The 14021-nt window shown below is 63.4% G+C and carries 18 protein-coding genes and 1 tRNA gene; 3 read left to right on the plus strand and 16 right to left on the minus strand.

Annotated features, from left to right (window positions below):
• Window positions 1–79 precede the first annotated feature (79 nt).
• Genes FKM97_RS20200 through FKM97_RS20215 form a run of 4 tightly spaced genes read right to left on the minus strand, consistent with a single transcriptional unit; the run spans window position 80 to window position 1903 of the window.
• Window positions 80–310, minus strand: coding sequence for a hypothetical protein (locus tag FKM97_RS20200; RefSeq protein WP_144294231.1), 231 nt, complete (start codon window positions 308–310; stop codon window positions 80–82).
• Complete coding sequence (locus FKM97_RS20205) at window positions 300–563, minus strand: hypothetical protein (RefSeq protein WP_144294232.1); 264 nt, start codon at window positions 561–563, stop codon at window positions 300–302. The genes FKM97_RS20200 and FKM97_RS20205 overlap by 11 nt, the downstream gene beginning before the upstream one ends.
• The gene (locus FKM97_RS20210) at window positions 560–1624 is read right to left on the minus strand and encodes a hypothetical protein (protein ID WP_144294233.1); all 1065 of its coding nucleotides are present in this window, start codon (window positions 1622–1624) and stop codon (window positions 560–562) included. The genes FKM97_RS20205 and FKM97_RS20210 overlap by 4 nt, the downstream gene beginning before the upstream one ends.
• Window positions 1625–1684: 60 nt before the next feature.
• On the minus strand, window positions 1685–1903 hold the full coding sequence (locus tag FKM97_RS20215; protein WP_144294234.1) for a hypothetical protein: 219 nt from the start codon (window positions 1901–1903) through the stop codon (window positions 1685–1687).
• 178 nt (window positions 1904–2081) lie between these two features.
• Between FKM97_RS20215 and FKM97_RS20220 the strand changes: the two genes are divergently transcribed.
• Window positions 2082–2306: a hypothetical protein gene (locus tag FKM97_RS20220; RefSeq protein WP_144294235.1), complete on the plus strand. Its 225-nt coding sequence runs from the start codon at window positions 2082–2084 to the stop codon at window positions 2304–2306.
• 298 nt (window positions 2307–2604) lie between these two features.
• Here FKM97_RS20220 and FKM97_RS20225 read toward each other — a convergent pair whose 3' ends face one another.
• From FKM97_RS20225 to FKM97_RS20275, 12 genes are all read right to left on the minus strand, one after another.
• Window positions 2605–3576, minus strand: coding sequence for an AAA family ATPase (locus FKM97_RS20225; RefSeq protein ID WP_170241028.1), 972 nt, complete (start codon window positions 3574–3576; stop codon window positions 2605–2607).
• Window positions 3566–3895 carry a hypothetical protein gene (locus FKM97_RS26405; protein ID WP_170241029.1) on the minus strand — a complete coding sequence of 110 codons (330 nt, stop codon included), beginning with the start codon at window positions 3893–3895 and terminating at the stop codon, window positions 3566–3568. The genes FKM97_RS20225 and FKM97_RS26405 overlap by 11 nt, the downstream gene beginning before the upstream one ends.
• Window positions 3896–4263: 368 nt before the next feature.
• Window positions 4264–4758, minus strand: a complete 495-nt coding sequence (locus tag FKM97_RS20230) for a hypothetical protein (RefSeq protein ID WP_144294237.1) — start codon at window positions 4756–4758, stop codon at window positions 4264–4266.
• 257 nt (window positions 4759–5015) lie between these two features.
• A tRNA-Phe gene (locus tag FKM97_RS20235) sits at window positions 5016–5091 on the minus strand.
• A 216-nt stretch (window positions 5092–5307) separates the two neighbouring features.
• A complete protein-coding gene (gene yacG / locus FKM97_RS20240) occupies window positions 5308–5541 on the minus strand; it encodes a DNA gyrase inhibitor YacG (RefSeq protein ID WP_342783571.1) in 234 nt (77 codons plus the stop codon).
• Window positions 5542–5585: 44 nt separating this feature from the next.
• The gene (locus FKM97_RS20245; protein WP_144294239.1) at window positions 5586–6218 is read right to left on the minus strand and encodes a Maf family nucleotide pyrophosphatase; all 633 of its coding nucleotides are present in this window, start codon (window positions 6216–6218) and stop codon (window positions 5586–5588) included.
• A gap of 172 nt (window positions 6219–6390) precedes the next feature.
• Window positions 6391–6837, minus strand: a complete 447-nt coding sequence (locus FKM97_RS20250; protein ID WP_144294240.1) for an arsenate reductase ArsC — start codon at window positions 6835–6837, stop codon at window positions 6391–6393.
• Window positions 6838–6847: 10 nt separating this feature from the next.
• Complete coding sequence (locus FKM97_RS20255; protein ID WP_144294241.1) at window positions 6848–7375, minus strand: UPF0262 family protein; 528 nt, start codon at window positions 7373–7375, stop codon at window positions 6848–6850.
• A gap of 5 nt (window positions 7376–7380) precedes the next feature.
• Complete coding sequence (gene hisD, locus FKM97_RS20260; RefSeq protein WP_144294242.1) at window positions 7381–8676, minus strand: histidinol dehydrogenase; 1296 nt, start codon at window positions 8674–8676, stop codon at window positions 7381–7383.
• A gap of 180 nt (window positions 8677–8856) precedes the next feature.
• Window positions 8857–10059 (minus strand): DUF3618 domain-containing protein, encoded by a 1203-nt coding sequence (locus FKM97_RS20265; protein ID WP_144294243.1) that lies wholly within the window; start codon window positions 10057–10059, stop codon window positions 8857–8859.
• Window positions 10056–10457 (minus strand): phage holin family protein, encoded by a 402-nt coding sequence (locus FKM97_RS20270; protein WP_144294244.1) that lies wholly within the window; start codon window positions 10455–10457, stop codon window positions 10056–10058. The genes FKM97_RS20265 and FKM97_RS20270 overlap by 4 nt, the downstream gene beginning before the upstream one ends.
• Window positions 10454–11071, minus strand: a complete 618-nt coding sequence (locus tag FKM97_RS20275) for a hypothetical protein (RefSeq protein WP_144294245.1) — start codon at window positions 11069–11071, stop codon at window positions 10454–10456. The genes FKM97_RS20270 and FKM97_RS20275 overlap by 4 nt, the downstream gene beginning before the upstream one ends.
• Window positions 11072–12179: 1108 nt before the next feature.
• On the opposite strand from FKM97_RS20275, the gene FKM97_RS20280 reads away from it, so the two are divergent.
• Both FKM97_RS20280 and FKM97_RS20285 read left to right on the plus strand, forming a co-directional pair.
• A complete protein-coding gene (locus FKM97_RS20280; protein ID WP_144294348.1) occupies window positions 12180–13220 on the plus strand; it encodes a methionine ABC transporter ATP-binding protein in 1041 nt (346 codons plus the stop codon).
• Entirely contained in the window at window positions 13210–13881 is a 672-nt protein-coding gene (locus FKM97_RS20285; protein ID WP_144294246.1) for a methionine ABC transporter permease, read from the plus strand. The genes FKM97_RS20280 and FKM97_RS20285 overlap by 11 nt, the downstream gene beginning before the upstream one ends.
• Window positions 13882–14021 lie beyond the last annotated feature (140 nt).

The raw sequence follows: 14021 nt of genomic DNA on the forward strand, positions 1-14021 counted from the left end.
GAGAGAGATGCCGCAGATTTTCTGCCTCGTTGGATCATAAAAAATATCCATGTTTAGCGAAGGAACGGGATGCCGCCGGTCAGGGAGCAACAGCCTTCAAGAAATTCGGACGGCCCGCCCCGAGGGGACGCAGCGGCCTCACATTCGTCATGGTCACCGTTGCGGCTTTGCCGGCGGCTCCTGCGCGACAGAGCTCTAGGATGCCTCTGTGCTCATGCTCGTTTGGGTCTCGGCCATAGGCGTTGAAGAACTGTCTGACTATGTCGCTCCAGATGCAGGCTTCGGCCCAACTCACGGGTTCACCACTCATGGCGTTCTGCTCCTCGATGGATGACCTTGGGCTTACGTCCGATGTCTGGATCACGGTATTGCCGAGGCGCGCGCCTGGCTGCTTCAGCCGCTCGGACAGACTCTAGACGTGCCTCTTCATCCTTGCGTGCTTGATGTTCTCGCATCCATTCTTCAGCTGCTGCCACAACAGCGGGGTCGCGATAGGTGTCCATTGGCCGTGCCAGGATCTCCATGGCCCTTGCCCGAACTTCCTCTTCAGTCTTCTCGGTCATGTTGGACTCCAATCCACGTCATCCATGTAGGCCACCGCGCCACTGCGCCTCTTGCTGAAGGCGATATCGGCTAAGAGCCTGATTGCGAGGGCATCGGTTTGAAAGGTACTGCGCACGGGGTCAGCGATCGTCGGGCCGGTATCGCTCACGATCTCCAGCGGCACATTCGACATGTGCACCGTGGCATGTTTGGAAATGTCGATTTCTGGTTCAGGGTCAGTGAAGTGCAGGATGGAAATCGGGTCCACTGCAATGACTCGCGTATCCGAAACAGCGGAGCTTGGGAGCACCGTAATCCCCGACGCAATGTCCGGAACTTTGATCGGCAGTATCGCGGCATTGGTGGGAGAGACGATGAAGACCACCTGTCCACTGCCGTTCGCCGCGACTGCCGCAGCCAAGGCGGCTAGATCAGCCTGCATGGCGATATAATCGCCGCCAGATGTTGCTGTGAGCGGAGACACGCCATTCAGCAGACCGGCATGAGCGCTAGCGCTTCCCGCGGCCGTCGAGAAGTATCCGGCATCAAGTCCCGCCGCTACGTCCTCACGCAACAGCTGCGTCACCACTGCTTCGCCATCGGCGCGCCGGGCAAGTTCTCTGGTAATGACGGAAATCAATGCGATCTTACGGGCAGGCCCGACAGTGACGCTTGTGACTGCCCTAGTCACTACTGGGATCGGCTCGCCTTCTCCCACCCAAGGCGCTGCAGTAGGAGCGCCAGAGCGTGCCGGGTAGGCTGCAGATGCATCGCGACCGATATCCACTTGCACGCCGCGCCGGATTAGCTCTGCAGCAGCGCTGAGAGGAACTAGGGAAGTTAGAAAGCTTTTGAAGGCCGATTGAACAATAACAGTCTGGCTGGTTGTGAAGGCTGGAAGCACATTAGCTCGATCAAACACAGCGGCCGACAACTGATCGTTTGGATATCGTTTCTTCAGAAAATCTTCGAATCCACCGGCATAGACCCCGGCGGCTGCCAGAACTCGCGCACTCACTGCGCGCTCTACATGAACACTTGGAGCCGGGTATTTATTTTCTAAGTCAGCAACAACGCGCATCGCGGAATCTCCTGATTTGCAGTGATCCTGACACACTTCTAAATCTGTTGTGGTAACGCGTTACATCTCATCATCACGTACCACTTTTAGTGTTGCGGTGAATGCCTGATAAGCCTCACGAATGCTCTCGTGGTCGTCGGCCATCAATGGCGAAAGCACACCCGAGTGGGTCAGGACGTCTACGAGATTTGCCTCGTCCACCTCAATCATCAGGACGATGCGGCCTTCCCTCTGTCTCTTCCTGTACCGGCGAACTCGGTCGCTCGGCGGACTAGCCATGGGGAACCCTCTTTGCGCGCGCACGAGAGAATTCCTGTGTTAGCGACAAAGGAAGGTTGGGCTGCGGGTGTAGCCGCAGACTAGCCCAGTAATCTGACATTCCCCCTATCCATCTGTGTTTTCGAGTCGGAACTGCTTGACCTCCAAAACGGTTGTGGCCTTGCACAGGAGCCGTGACATGGTGGACAGGTCGTTCCTCACCCGAAAAATTGCTGCGCTCGAGCAAAAGCGCTTTGAACATCTGGCGAACATTCAAAAGGCTGTCGCTCTGAACCGCAGCGAACATGGGGCGCGAATTAATCTTGCAGAGACTGAGCGGACTCTGGCCAAACTTTACGAGGCTCTCAAGGATCTTTCCGATGACCACGAAGAAGGTCTGCGCATGAACTCCTTCACCAACTGAATTGGATATTAGGATGACGCCGCGGCCACCCAAAGAGATTGTCCCGCACGAGCCAGCTGATGAGCGGCTTGATCCGACACAGCCGAACCTGCCTCCATCTCGTGAGCCAGACCCGGATCTGCCGACCACCCGCGAGGAGCAGGACGATCCTCGGTTTTGATGCTGATGGACTGGATGTGTGACACACATCCCCTGCCCCTCTAAACCCCGGTAAGATTGGTAAGATGGTAAGATTGGTGATGTGCTTCTTACCGGGTTAAGATTGGCTGGTAAGATTGGGCGGTCGCCTAAACCATTGCTAATCATAGGCTTCTCCCCAGTTTCTTACCGTCTTATCGTTCTTACTAGGGTCATAGAGCGAATAAGATCCGCGTCCGACACGCTCAATCTCACCTGCTTTGGCCATCTTATAGAGCAGCACATCGATGTTGTTCCGGGCCATGCCGGTCGCTGCCATGAGCTCACCCACAGAGGCCTTCCCGTGCATTAATGCTTCGAGGATGCACTTGCGCTCATCGGAGCGTCGGACATCGGCAGCCTTACCCAGGATGGACCATTGGCCGGTGGTCTGATCCAGCTTCACTGCCGTCTCGAATTCATCGATGTCGCGTCCTCTGCCGACGAGCACCACGCCGCCGCTATCTCTGTGCAGGACAACGATGGTATCGGCCGCGCCGGTTAGGCCAGTGCTCCCGGAGACGGTATCGAGTGGATCGTCAGCTTCGGCCTTGCGTGTGTGATGCACGGCAATGACCGCGATACCATGCTGGCTCGCCCATTCCTGAAGCGGAATAAGGGCCTGATAATCGCTGTCGTAGATCCCGTCATTGTTCCGGCGCACCGCTCTGACCTTTTGGAGCGTGTCGATGATGATGAGACGAGGCTTTGAAACGGACTGGCGCCACATCTCCAATTCCTCAATGCCACCTTCATCTAGCCTCGGAAGTGCATGGGTGAACGTGAGGCTCTCAGGCCAATCAGCAACATCGCCCATAAGCTGTTGCGTGCGTCTCTGGATGCGTCGCGGATTGTCCTCGAGGCAGGCGTAGAGCACTGAGCCTTGCTCGCAAGGAATGCTGCCGAAGGCAGGACCTCCGCAGGCAACAGACAGTGCGATATCTAGAACCAGCCAGCTCTTTCCAAGCTTTGGCCGACCCGCCAGGATTGTAAGGCCTTCGACGATATAGGGGTCAACCACGAAGGCGATAGGTGGAAAGCGTCTTTGCTGAAGTTCTGCTGCGGTGAAGGTCGCCATCTTCTTATGAAGCATCGGGCGCCTCCGCGTCGGAATTGTCGGTTCTGCCGAAGACCTCATCAAGCCATGCCTCACCTTCCCCTACAGGAAGAAGGCCGCTCTTGATGCCTACCGCATAGTAGTCGACTTCATTGATAAACAACGCGGCCCTAGCACGATGAACTCGAAGCTCAGACAGCAGATGATCGCGGCGCTCATCAAGAGTTGGCTCGAAAAGTAGTGGCGCTGCTATTCGACGTTTGCTATAGTCTGATCTGTGCGATGTCGTATCTTTCTCTCGGAGCCCGCCATTCCCCCTGGCGGGCTTCATTTTGTCAGCCTGGACTGTGGTCATGCACCCTCCTGTCCCGCTCACGATGCGATAGATCTATAGCCTCCGCGTATTCTTCCGCGGTGATGCTTGGGAACTGCTTCAGAAGTTCTGCAAATAGCTGTTCAGTCGGTATGGCCTGAGCGGACCTGAGCCATGCTGCGATGAAAGCAGCGCGCATCATCAGGCGCCCTCCCCTAGCATCTTCCGCAGAGCAGACTTTCGAGCACAGACCAGAGCGCCAATATGGAACGTCGGAATGAATCCCGATGACGCCCAGTGGTAGACCCGCTTGACCCCGGGATTACCCAAATACTCATTGACGCTCGCGGCTCCATACAGAACATCAAGAGCATCGTCATTGTTAACATTGACATTATCCAGCATGGCATTCACTCCGGTCTGCAGAGCTGATCCAGCTCACGAGTCAAAATCGAGATGTTCAAGATCGAATGAAAGAACGAGTCCCTGCCGTCCGCCTCAATCCATTTGAGGTGGTTCTGGAGCACCGGCATTGTCATTAACTCGTAGCCCCGGGTGGGGTGGTTGTCGTCCGGGCCATCGGGCAAGAGAATGTATTGGAGATATAGCCAAAGATCATCAGCCGAGCCTCGGACCTTTTCGGGCGTGATATCCACCTCTCGGAGATCCTGGATGGCCTCAGCAATTCGAAGCGGTGGCCAGTTGGCCTCTACCATCCTCAATGCAATGTGGCACTCCCAGAGATGCAGATAGCGATATGAGAATCGTTTCCCTTTCCCGACCTTCTCGACGTTGGGTACACCGAGGTCACGAAGCACCCGAAGGCGCGCACGAAAGGCCTTCATGCCGTCGTCCTGGACGAAATGGAGGCCTGCCAGCATCGTTTCTAATTCGCCCAGTTCCATGCGGGTGACCCTCTAGCGCTCCCAGATTAACCCAATCTAACCAAGCCGCTCCAAATAGTCAATGCTTACTTTGACATTATAATGTTTGTTTCGACATTATGCCCGTTTCATGTCGCATCCATGTTGCGTTGACCTGCCGGCAACAGATGGAAATCCGCAGAAATGCTTGGGAGCGGACTGCAACACATGCGACACGAAAAGGGATATGTATGACACATATTCCTTTGGTAAGTGTTTGATCTGGCGGGGAAAATAGGTGGTGCCCAGGGCCGGAATCGAACCAGCGACACGCGGATTTTCAGTCCGCTGCTCTACCAACTGAGCTACCTGGGCGGCTGTTTCTGCGGGGCGGACGCCATCGGAGGGCCGAGGGGTGCCGCCTCGCGGGCAACCGGGTCGCGTTATAGGAGATCGTCCCGGCCCTGTCCAGCGCTTGTCCGCCTTTCCCGGCTCCTCCGCGCGGCAGCGCCTCGCGCGCGGGCTGCGGCAACGGAAATCCGCCCGCAAGGGCCATCCGACCGAGGTCTTGGCTCGGCCGATCGGACCGTCTCAGTCCTCGCGCCAATCGTCATTGGCCCCGCCGGACGGCAGGGGACCGCCCTCTCCCACGCCCTCCGCGCCGTCGGTTTCCTCCAGATCCACCGCACTCCCGGGAATGCGGTAATGTCCGCTGAGCCACCGATGTAAATCCACATCCGCGCAACGCGCCGAGCAGAAGGGGTGATACTTCTGCACCGTCGTTTTGCCGCACACCGCGCAGCCGCGCCGTGGCCTCAGCCGCACCGGCTCGCTCGTTTGTTTTGTCTCCGCCATCCAACCGTCTCGATTTACATTCCCGGCGTCTGGTTCCATCGGAAATAGACGGGATAGCCCGCCCCCTCCAGAATGGTCACCGTTTCGTAGAGCGGCAGTCCCACCACATTGGAATAAGTGCCGCCCAGGGCCCGCACGAAGGCTTCCGCCCGGCCTTGCAGGGCATAGCAGCCGGCCTTGCCGCGCCACTCCTCCGATTGGATATAGGTATCGATGTCCTCTCGTGACAGACGCTTGAACCGCACCCGCGTTTCCACCAGGCGCCGGATCCGCTTGCCCGTCGGCGTGATCACGCACACGCCCGTGTAAACCCGGTGCATCCGGCCCGAAAGCAGCTTCAGGGTGTCGATGGCGGTGTCGACGTCTTCCGTCTTCCCCAGATTGCGCCGCCCCACCGCCACGGTCGTATCTGCGGCGAGAACGAACACATTGCGTCCCAGCCCGCGCACCGTCGCGGTGGCCACCGCCGCCAGCGCCTTTTCCTGCGCCAGACGCGCGGCCAAGAGCCGGGGCGCCTCGCGCCGCCGCGGTTCCTCGTCCACGTCGACGGGATAGATGAGATCGGCCTTGAGTCCCGCCTGTTCCAGAAGCGCGATGCGCCGCGGCGAGGCGCTGGCGAGCACCAGCTTCACGATATCTTCAGACATGCACGGTTCCGGTCATGGTCGATTCGGGCGACCTTGCCATTCGCCCCCGTCGTTGACTACATCTGAACTCCGTCCGAAGGCAATCGTCCAGCATTCATGGCGAGCACCGGGATGCGAACCCCGGCTGTTCGCACCGGGATGCGAGCCCCCGGGGCCTCGATCTCGGCGCGCGCTAGACCACCGGGGCGCCCTCCCTGCGAAATCGCGACCGGATCTTCGCCATCAGCCCGTCGCGGACGCTGCGATAGGCCTCGAGCCGCGCCTCCCGGCTTCCCTCCGTGAGCGTCGGATCCTGTGTCGGCCAGTATTCGGCGTCCAGCGGCAGGCTGCGCGTCATTTCCAGGGCCTGATGATGCGCCTCGGGCGTCAACGACACGATGACGTCGATCATGGTGTCGGTGAGGTCCTCGAAGCTGGTCGGATGATGCCGTGAGATGTCGATCCCCCATTCCGCCATCACCGCGATCGCGAACGGGTCGAGGTCCCCGGCACGCACCCCGCAGGACACCACATGCACCCGATGCCCGTAGAAATGCCGCATCAGCCCGGCGGCGATCGGCGAACGCACCGCATTGTGCCCGCAGGCGAAGAGCACCGCCTGAGGCAGCTCCCGGTTCATGAACGCAACCTCAGCCGCGCCAATGGAGCACGCAGATCAGCGTGAACAGACGCCGCGCCGTGTCGAAATCGACGGCCACCTTTCCTTTCAGCCGCTCCTGCAGCAGTGTGCTTCCCTCGTTATGCAAGCCCCTCCGCCCCATGTCGATCGCCTCGATCTGGCTCGGGCTCGCCGTCCGGATGGCCTGGTAATAGCTTTCGCAGACTAGGAAATAGTCCTTCACCATGCGCCGCAGGGGCGACATGGAGAGCCCGAAAATGGCGCAGGGCTGGCGCCCCTCGTCGGTGATCTCGAACACGAGCCGCCCCTCCGCCACCGACAGGGTCAGCCGATAGGGTCCGCGGCTGGCGCCCACCAGCTCGAATTCATTCTGCTGCAGCAGGTCGTAGATCGCCACCCGCCGCTCATGTTCGATGTCGCGCGAAGCCGATCCCAGGCTCGCTTCGTCCAGCCCGACCTCGATCAGCCGGTTGGTGGGCGCGCCGCCTTTGCCCTCGGGAGAGGGAGTGCCGTCCTGGCCGTTCTCCCGCTCACCCATGGCCGTCACGCACCGTTGAGTCTGATGGCGATGGAGCGGACATGGGCGTCGAGCCCCTCCGCTCGCCCCAGCACCATGCCATGACCGCCGATGGCGCGCAAAGCCTCCGGCGAGCATTTGAGGAGGGAGGTCCGCTTCATGAAGTCGAGCACGTTGAGCCCCGAGGCGAATCGTGCGCTGCGGGCGGTCGGCAGCACATGGTTGGGCCCGCCCACATAATCCCCGATCGCCTCCGGCGTATACCGCCCGATGAAGATCGCGCCGGCATTGCGCACCCGTGCCGCCAGCGCTTCCGCCTCCTCTGCCGCGATCTCCAGATGCTCCGGGGCCAGCCGGTCGATCAGCGGCAGGGCCTGTTCGAGATGCTCCACGATGATGAGGGCACCGAAATCGCGCCAGCTCGCCGCCGCGATGGCGGCCCGTGGCAGGAGCGGCACTTGCCGCTCGACCTCCGCCGCCACGGCCTCCGCGAAGTCTTCGTCATCGGTGATCAGGATCGACTGCGCCGCCGCGTCATGCTCCGCCTGCGCCAGGAGATCCGCCGCGATCCAGGCGGGATCATTGCTCCCATCAGCCAGCACCAGCACCTCCGAGGGGCCCGCGATCATGTCGATCCCCACGGTTCCGAACACCTGCCGCTTCGCCGCTGCGACATAGGCGTTCCCCGGCCCGACGATCTTGCCCACGGGCGCGATCGTGGCCGTTCCATAGGCCAGGGCGGCAATCGCCTGCGCCCCGCCGATCCGGTAGATCTCATCCACCCCGGCGATCCGCGCCGCGGCGAGCACCGCCGGCATCACCCGTCCGTCCGGCGTGGGCACCACCATCACCAGCCGCTCGACTCCGGCCACCTTGGCCGGCACCGCATTCATGAGCACCGAGGAGGGATAGGCCGCGGTACCGCCGGGAACATAGAGGCCGACAGCCTCAACCGCCGTCCATCGATGGCCCATCTCGACCCCGCAGGCATCGGTGAAGCGATCGTCCTGGGGGCGCTGCCGCACATGATAGGCGACGATCCGCTCATAGGCGACCTGCAAGGCCGCGAGCACCTCCGGCTCCACGGCATCGGCAGCCTCCGTGATCTCCGCCGCGCTGAAGGCGAGGCGCTCGGAGGATACCTCATGCCGGTCGAAATGCCGTGTCAGCGCGCACAGCGCCGCGTCCCCCTCCGCCCGCACCTGTGCGAGGATGGCACTGACCGCTTGATCCACATCGGCGGCGGCCTCGCGCTTGGCGCCGAGCAGCGCGGCGAATGCGGTCTCGAAACCGGGGGAATCGTGGTGAAGCCGTTGAACCATCGCCGGGGGCGCCTTGCTGCATCGGACGGCACCCGAGGCGCCGCCTTTGAACTCTGCGCTTGGCTATAGCCTCAGCGTCCCGGGCAAGCAATCGTCAGCGAGGCCGGTTTGGAAACGACCATCCAGCATTGCTGCCGAATGGCCGCTTCCTTCCCGCATACGCCATACCGCGGGAATCTTTTACAATGTGGGGACGGGTGGCTTGCTGGAGGGGTCCGTCGCGGGATCGCCGATCGTCGCCGCCCCGTTCAAGCCGGGGGTCGCAGGACCGGTCGGGCTCGCATCCTGCTTCTGGCCGTGCTCGCCGGCCGCGGCGCCGGTCGCCACGCCGAGCTCGTCCTTGGCTGTCTCCGCGGCTGTATGGATGACGGCGGTCGCCCGTTCGCCCAGGTCTCGGAGGCCCTCCTTCATAGCGGAGGGATTGAGGCCCTGGGCCTTCGCTTCGGCCTTGGCCGCGTCATAGGTGTTTTCCACGAGATCAACGGCGGCCGAGGCGCCGTGACGTGCACCATCACCGATCATCTCCCGGGCCTGGTCGGCCTGCTCCCCCATCCAGGCATCTTCGCGCCGCGTCGAGGGCAGGGCCGCACCGATGAGGGCGCCCAGGGCGATGCCAAGGGCACCCACCACGAGGGGCTGTTCCTCGATCATCTGCATCATGCCCTTTTGCGTCGACCGGGCTCCGCGACGGGCAAAGCGCGCCGCGTCCAGGCTGCCATGCCGGACGCTGCCGGCGGCGCTTGAAAGCCCGGAGCGCGCGTCGGACACGAGGTGGCCCGCGGCGTCATAGGCATCCGCTGCCAGCGAAGCCGCACCCGAGGCCGCCGACGAAAGGCCGCTGACGCCGGAACTCAGCGCCCCGGCCGCAGACCGGGCACCGTCGCGGGCGGAGCGGATTGCACCTCCCGCGGTCTCCGTCACGGATCCGGCAAGGGAAGCAAGCCGGTGGGTGCCGCCGCGCGTTCCGGAGCTGTGGCTCTGGTCTTGGAACGAACGATTTTCGAAGCCGATCTCCTGGCTGCCTTCGCTCATTTTGCGGGCCACTTCGTCCGTGCCCCAGCTCTGCGGTGCCGGCAGACGGCGCCGTGCATCCTTCGCCAGGTGCCCCAGCCGGCTCGACGACGGACCGCCGCGCCCGGCGATGAGCCAGGCGATGCCGGCGCCGATCAACAGGACCGGCAGCGGGTTGTCGCGCACTTGGCGCCCGATATTGCGGGTGAAATCCGCACCACCGCTGTCGCGCGCCAGCGTCAAGGCCTCGTCCAGCATGCGCCCGGGAGACAACCGCTCCCGCAGCTCGTCCAGCGTTCCCGCGAGATGGGCACGGGTTTGCTCGACGTCGCGTTCGATTTCTGCGCTGGTCATGTGATCAGACTGGCTCATCTTACCTGGTCCCGTGCAAGGGTTGCGTCCCGATTGACCTGCGCCACCGTGCGCTTTGGCGCGAGCTTGGCGGCACTGAGCTGGCTCATGCCCATCTTCACGACGATAATGCCGATGATGGCGAGAACGACGCCCACCACCAGGGCTGCCCAATGGGGGGCAATCCCCGCCATGATCAGGCCGAGAACGGCCGCCTGGACCAGCGCGCCGAGGGCGGCGATGATAAGGACGGCACCCGCCACGATGGCACCGATCGCCCCCACGGCCGTATCGAGCTTTTCGGAAACTTCGGCGCGCGCGAGTTGCATTTCCTTGCGGAACAGGCTGGTGATTTGTCCCAGCACCTCGCTCAGCAGGTTGGGAACGCTGCGCACGCTGTCATCGCCTCGCATGGTCATGACAATCCTCCGCCCGGCTCCGCCTGGGTCTTGAACTCGCGATACGCAGCGTCCGTTTCCGGTGTCGGCTGGTCGGTGGCCGAAGCGGCATAATCGGCACGCGCATGCCCGGCTGGCGGCGTCCACGGATAGCCGTCATCCGGGGTGTAGAAATCATCCTCCCGCCGCTCGGCGGAGCTTTTGAGGAAGCGCGACAGCGCAAACCCGGCGAGCACGGCGGCGCCGAAGAATGCGGCCGGCTGCCGATGCGCGAAATCGTCGACCGCGCCGACCACGCCGTCGAGGCCCCGCCCTTTGATGGAAGCCGCGACGCTGGAAATGGCGCTGGCCGCCTGGCGGACGCCGCGCGCCGCGAGGGGACTTTTCTCTTCGAGCTCGTCGGCCGATCTCCGAACCGCCTCGGCGACGCCAGACAACTGGTCGGCACCCCGGTCGATCTGGCTGTCCACGGCGCCCTTCGCCTGGGACACGACGCTTTGCGCCATGTCCTTGGCCTCGTTGCGCAACTCGCGCGCCGAGGCGCCCAGGCTGCGGGTCACGCCTCCGGTCCGGTTCGCATCCGCACCGCCCTGCTCAGATGATGGTGTGGAAACCTGAAGATTGCTCTCGGCCATGACCGCCTCCGTGAATACTGCATAACAATGGCTTGGAGGGATCTTCGTTCCCGAAAAGCGCCACAAATCCGGCATAATGGAAGCAGACGGGTCGAATCACTTGGGGCGCCGCAGGAGCCTCCGGTGAGTGTGAAACCACGCCGCCCGAATCGGCGGCGGGAACAAGAGCGAGGGGGGACTGCATGCTGAGCGCCACGACCTCCGCATTGCGCGGAGCATTCCCGTGAGCACCTTGATTGCCTATGTCATGAGCCTGTTTGGCGGAATAGCAGCCGGATGCATCGCCGGCTACGTCTATCGCTACGGACTGAGCCTCCCCTTCTTCTGATCCGCCAGCCCCTCATCCCGGCCGAAGCGCAGCGCACCCCACACCCGCGTCATCCCGGACGGAGCGCAGCCCCCCACCCCCGGGTCATCCCGGCCGGAGCGCAGCGTAGATCCGGGACCGCCAAGACCTCATCCCCCTCATCCTGAGGAGCAGCCGTGAGGCTGCGTCTCGAAGGACGGGACTCCATGCGGCTCGGGGACCCCATGCCGCCCGGGATCCCGGGTCAAGCCCGGGATGACAGCCAGAACAGAAGAGCCCCCACACCCCGGTCATCCCGGACGGAGCGCAGCGCAGATCCGGGACCGCCACGGCCTCCGCACCCTTCGCACCCTCCCCACCCCTGCCCCCGCCCTCCCCCGTTCGTTATTACAAACAAAACGGTTGACAAAACAAACCGTCCCCCTCATCTTCACGTCTGCCGCTAGACGGCCGCGGGATTTGAGCAGCAGCTTGCCGCCGCGTCATCAAGGGCTAAAGCGCCACGGCTGATCGCCGGGCTCCGCGTGAGGAGTGTTGTCATGACCTGTATCGAGCACTGTTGATCGGGCACGCCGCTTTCGGCGCCTGAAATCTTATCGAACACTGAACAGTCTCACTCCGGCCGGCACCCTGTGGCGCCGCCGCATGCTCATGATGGCCACCATGAACAGCCCCATCACTTTGACCGCGCCCTTCGATGCCCTGGTTCTGCCCTACGGCGCCGTCGCCGGCGAGAATTTTCCCGAGGACGTCGTCGTGCACGGTCCCCAGCAGTACCCATCCCCGCCCACCGACCTCCCCATGGTCCGCCTCGCCGGAGTGTCCAAACGCTTCGAGGCCCGGGGTGCCGCCGCCTCCGTGGCCGCCCTCGACGACGTCAGCCTCGACATCCCCCGCGGCGGCATCTCCTCCATCATCGGCCGCAGCGGCGCCGGCAAGAGCACCCTCGTCCGCCTCCTGAACGGCCTCGAGCGCCCCACCACCGGCGAAGTCATCGTCGACGGCGTCGACATCGCCCGGCTCGACGGTGCCGAGCTGCGTGCGGCCCGCCGCGCCATCGGCATGGTCTTCCAGCACTTCAACCTGCTCTCCTCGCGCACCGCTTACGACAATGTGGCGCTCCCCCTCGAGCTCCAGGGCCTCGACAGCCGCCGCATCCGGGCCCGCGTCGAGCCCCTTCTCGACCTCGTCGGCCTGGCCGACAAGCGCGACCGCTACCCCGCCGAGCTCTCCGGCGGCCAGAAGCAGCGCGTCGGCATCGCCCGCGCGCTCGCCACGGAGCCGAAGCTTCTCCTCTCCGACGAGGCGACCTCGGCCCTCGATCCCGAGACCACCCGGTCGATCCTCGAGCTCCTCGCCCGCATCAACCGCGAGTTCGGATTGACGATCGCCCTCATCACCCACGAGATGGACGTGGTGAAACAAATCGCCAGCCGCGTCGCCGTCCTCGATGCCGGCCGCATCGTCGAGCAGGGCGACGTCTTCGACCTCTTCTCCGCGCCGCAGCACGAGGTCACCCGCGCCTTTCTCGGCGCCGACCGCTCCCGCGCCCTCCCCGCTTTCGTGGCCGGCCAGCTCCATGCCGAGCCGCGCCAGGACAGCCGGGCCCTGGTTCGCATCACCTTTGCCGGCGAGCACGCGACCGCACCCGTCATCTCCCGCCTCGCCCGCATTCTCGGCGTCGATGTCGCCATTCTTCAGGGCGAGGTCGACGAGATCGCCGGCCGCCCCTTCGGCACCCTGCTCGTGGCCTTCGCCAACGGCCCCAAGGTCGTCGACAAGGTCCGCGACCATCTCGCCGAATTCGGCCTCACTTTGGAGCATCTCGGCTATGTCGCCTGAACTCGTCCAACTCATTCTTCGCGCTTTGTCGGAGACCCTGCAGATGGTCGCGATCTCCGGCCTGATCGGCACGGCCCTGGGCCTGCCCCTTGGCGTTTATCTCGCCACCAGCGGCCGCGGCGAACTGTTCCACGCCCCCGCTGTGAACCGCAGCCTCGGCTTCGTCGTGAACATTCTCAGGTCCACCCCCTTCATCATCCTGGTGGTGGCGATCATTCCCTTTACCCGTCTCGTCGTCGGCACCTCCATCGGCACCGATGCGGCCATCGTGCCCTTGGCCGTCGCCGCCACCCCCTTCATCGCCCGCATCGTCGAGACCGCCATTCGCGAGGTCGATCAGGGTCTTGTCGAGGCGGCGCTGGCCATGGGCGCGACCCCCTTCCAGATCGTCCGCAAGGTACTCGTCGCCGAGGCCATGCCCGGCATCATCCTGGGCCTCACTCTGTCCGCCGTGAGCCTGGTCGCGAATTCCGCCATGGTGGGTGCCGTCGGCGGCGGCGGCCTCGGCGATCTCGGCATCCGCTACGGCTACCAGCGCTTCCGCCCGGAAGTCATGGCCCTCGTGGTGGTCGTCCTCGTCGTCCTCGTCCAGGGACTGCAAAGCCTCGGAGAACATCTCGCCCGTCGCGCCAACAAACGCGCCCGCGCCACCATAACCTGAAGCCCGCGCCTGAGGAGACCGCCACCCCGTCATCCCGGGCGCACCGCAGCGCGAAGCGGTGCCGTGCAGACCCGGGACCTCGTCCCGCAGAGGAAAGCCCCCTCATGCTGGGGAGCAGCCGTCAGGCTGCGTCTCGAACC

This window comes from Rhodoligotrophos appendicifer, from assembly GCF_007474605.1.
Taxonomy (GTDB): domain Bacteria; phylum Pseudomonadota; class Alphaproteobacteria; order Rhizobiales; family Im1; genus Rhodoligotrophos; species Rhodoligotrophos appendicifer.

Bases quoted from the DNA above. Each gene is read 5' to 3' on its own strand.
- FKM97_RS20205 (WP_144294232.1), bottom strand. From the start codon at position 563: ATGACCGAGAAGACTGAAGAGGAAGTTCGGGCAAGGGCCATGGAGATC.
- FKM97_RS20285 (WP_144294246.1), top strand. From the start codon at position 13,210: ATGTCGCCTGAACTCGTCCAACTCATTCTTCGCGCTTTGTCGGAGACC.
- hisD (WP_144294242.1), bottom strand. From the start codon at position 8,676: ATGGTTCAACGGCTTCACCACGATTCCCCCGGTTTCGAGACCGCATTC.
- FKM97_RS20280 (WP_144294348.1), top strand. From the start codon at position 12,180: ATGGTCCGCCTCGCCGGAGTGTCCAAACGCTTCGAGGCCCGGGGTGCC.
- FKM97_RS20215 (WP_144294234.1), bottom strand. From the start codon at position 1,903: ATGGCTAGTCCGCCGAGCGACCGAGTTCGCCGGTACAGGAAGAGACAG.
- FKM97_RS20250 (WP_144294240.1), bottom strand. From the start codon at position 6,837: ATGAACCGGGAGCTGCCTCAGGCGGTGCTCTTCGCCTGCGGGCACAAT.
- FKM97_RS20200 (WP_144294231.1), bottom strand. From the start codon at position 310: ATGAGTGGTGAACCCGTGAGTTGGGCCGAAGCCTGCATCTGGAGCGAC.
- FKM97_RS20220 (WP_144294235.1), top strand. From the start codon at position 2,082: ATGGTGGACAGGTCGTTCCTCACCCGAAAAATTGCTGCGCTCGAGCAA.
- FKM97_RS20225 (WP_170241028.1), bottom strand. From the start codon at position 3,576: ATGCTTCATAAGAAGATGGCGACCTTCACCGCAGCAGAACTTCAGCAA.
- FKM97_RS20210 (WP_144294233.1), bottom strand. From the start codon at position 1,624: ATGCGCGTTGTTGCTGACTTAGAAAATAAATACCCGGCTCCAAGTGTT.
- FKM97_RS20265 (WP_144294243.1), bottom strand. From the start codon at position 10,059: ATGAGCCAGTCTGATCACATGACCAGCGCAGAAATCGAACGCGACGTC.
- FKM97_RS26405 (WP_170241029.1), bottom strand. From the start codon at position 3,895: ATGACCACAGTCCAGGCTGACAAAATGAAGCCCGCCAGGGGGAATGGC.
- FKM97_RS20270 (WP_144294244.1), bottom strand. From the start codon at position 10,457: ATGACCATGCGAGGCGATGACAGCGTGCGCAGCGTTCCCAACCTGCTG.
- FKM97_RS20275 (WP_144294245.1), bottom strand. From the start codon at position 11,071: ATGGCCGAGAGCAATCTTCAGGTTTCCACACCATCATCTGAGCAGGGC.
- FKM97_RS20245 (WP_144294239.1), bottom strand. From the start codon at position 6,218: ATGTCTGAAGATATCGTGAAGCTGGTGCTCGCCAGCGCCTCGCCGCGG.
- FKM97_RS20255 (WP_144294241.1), bottom strand. From the start codon at position 7,375: ATGGGTGAGCGGGAGAACGGCCAGGACGGCACTCCCTCTCCCGAGGGC.
- FKM97_RS20230 (WP_144294237.1), bottom strand. From the start codon at position 4,758: ATGGAACTGGGCGAATTAGAAACGATGCTGGCAGGCCTCCATTTCGTC.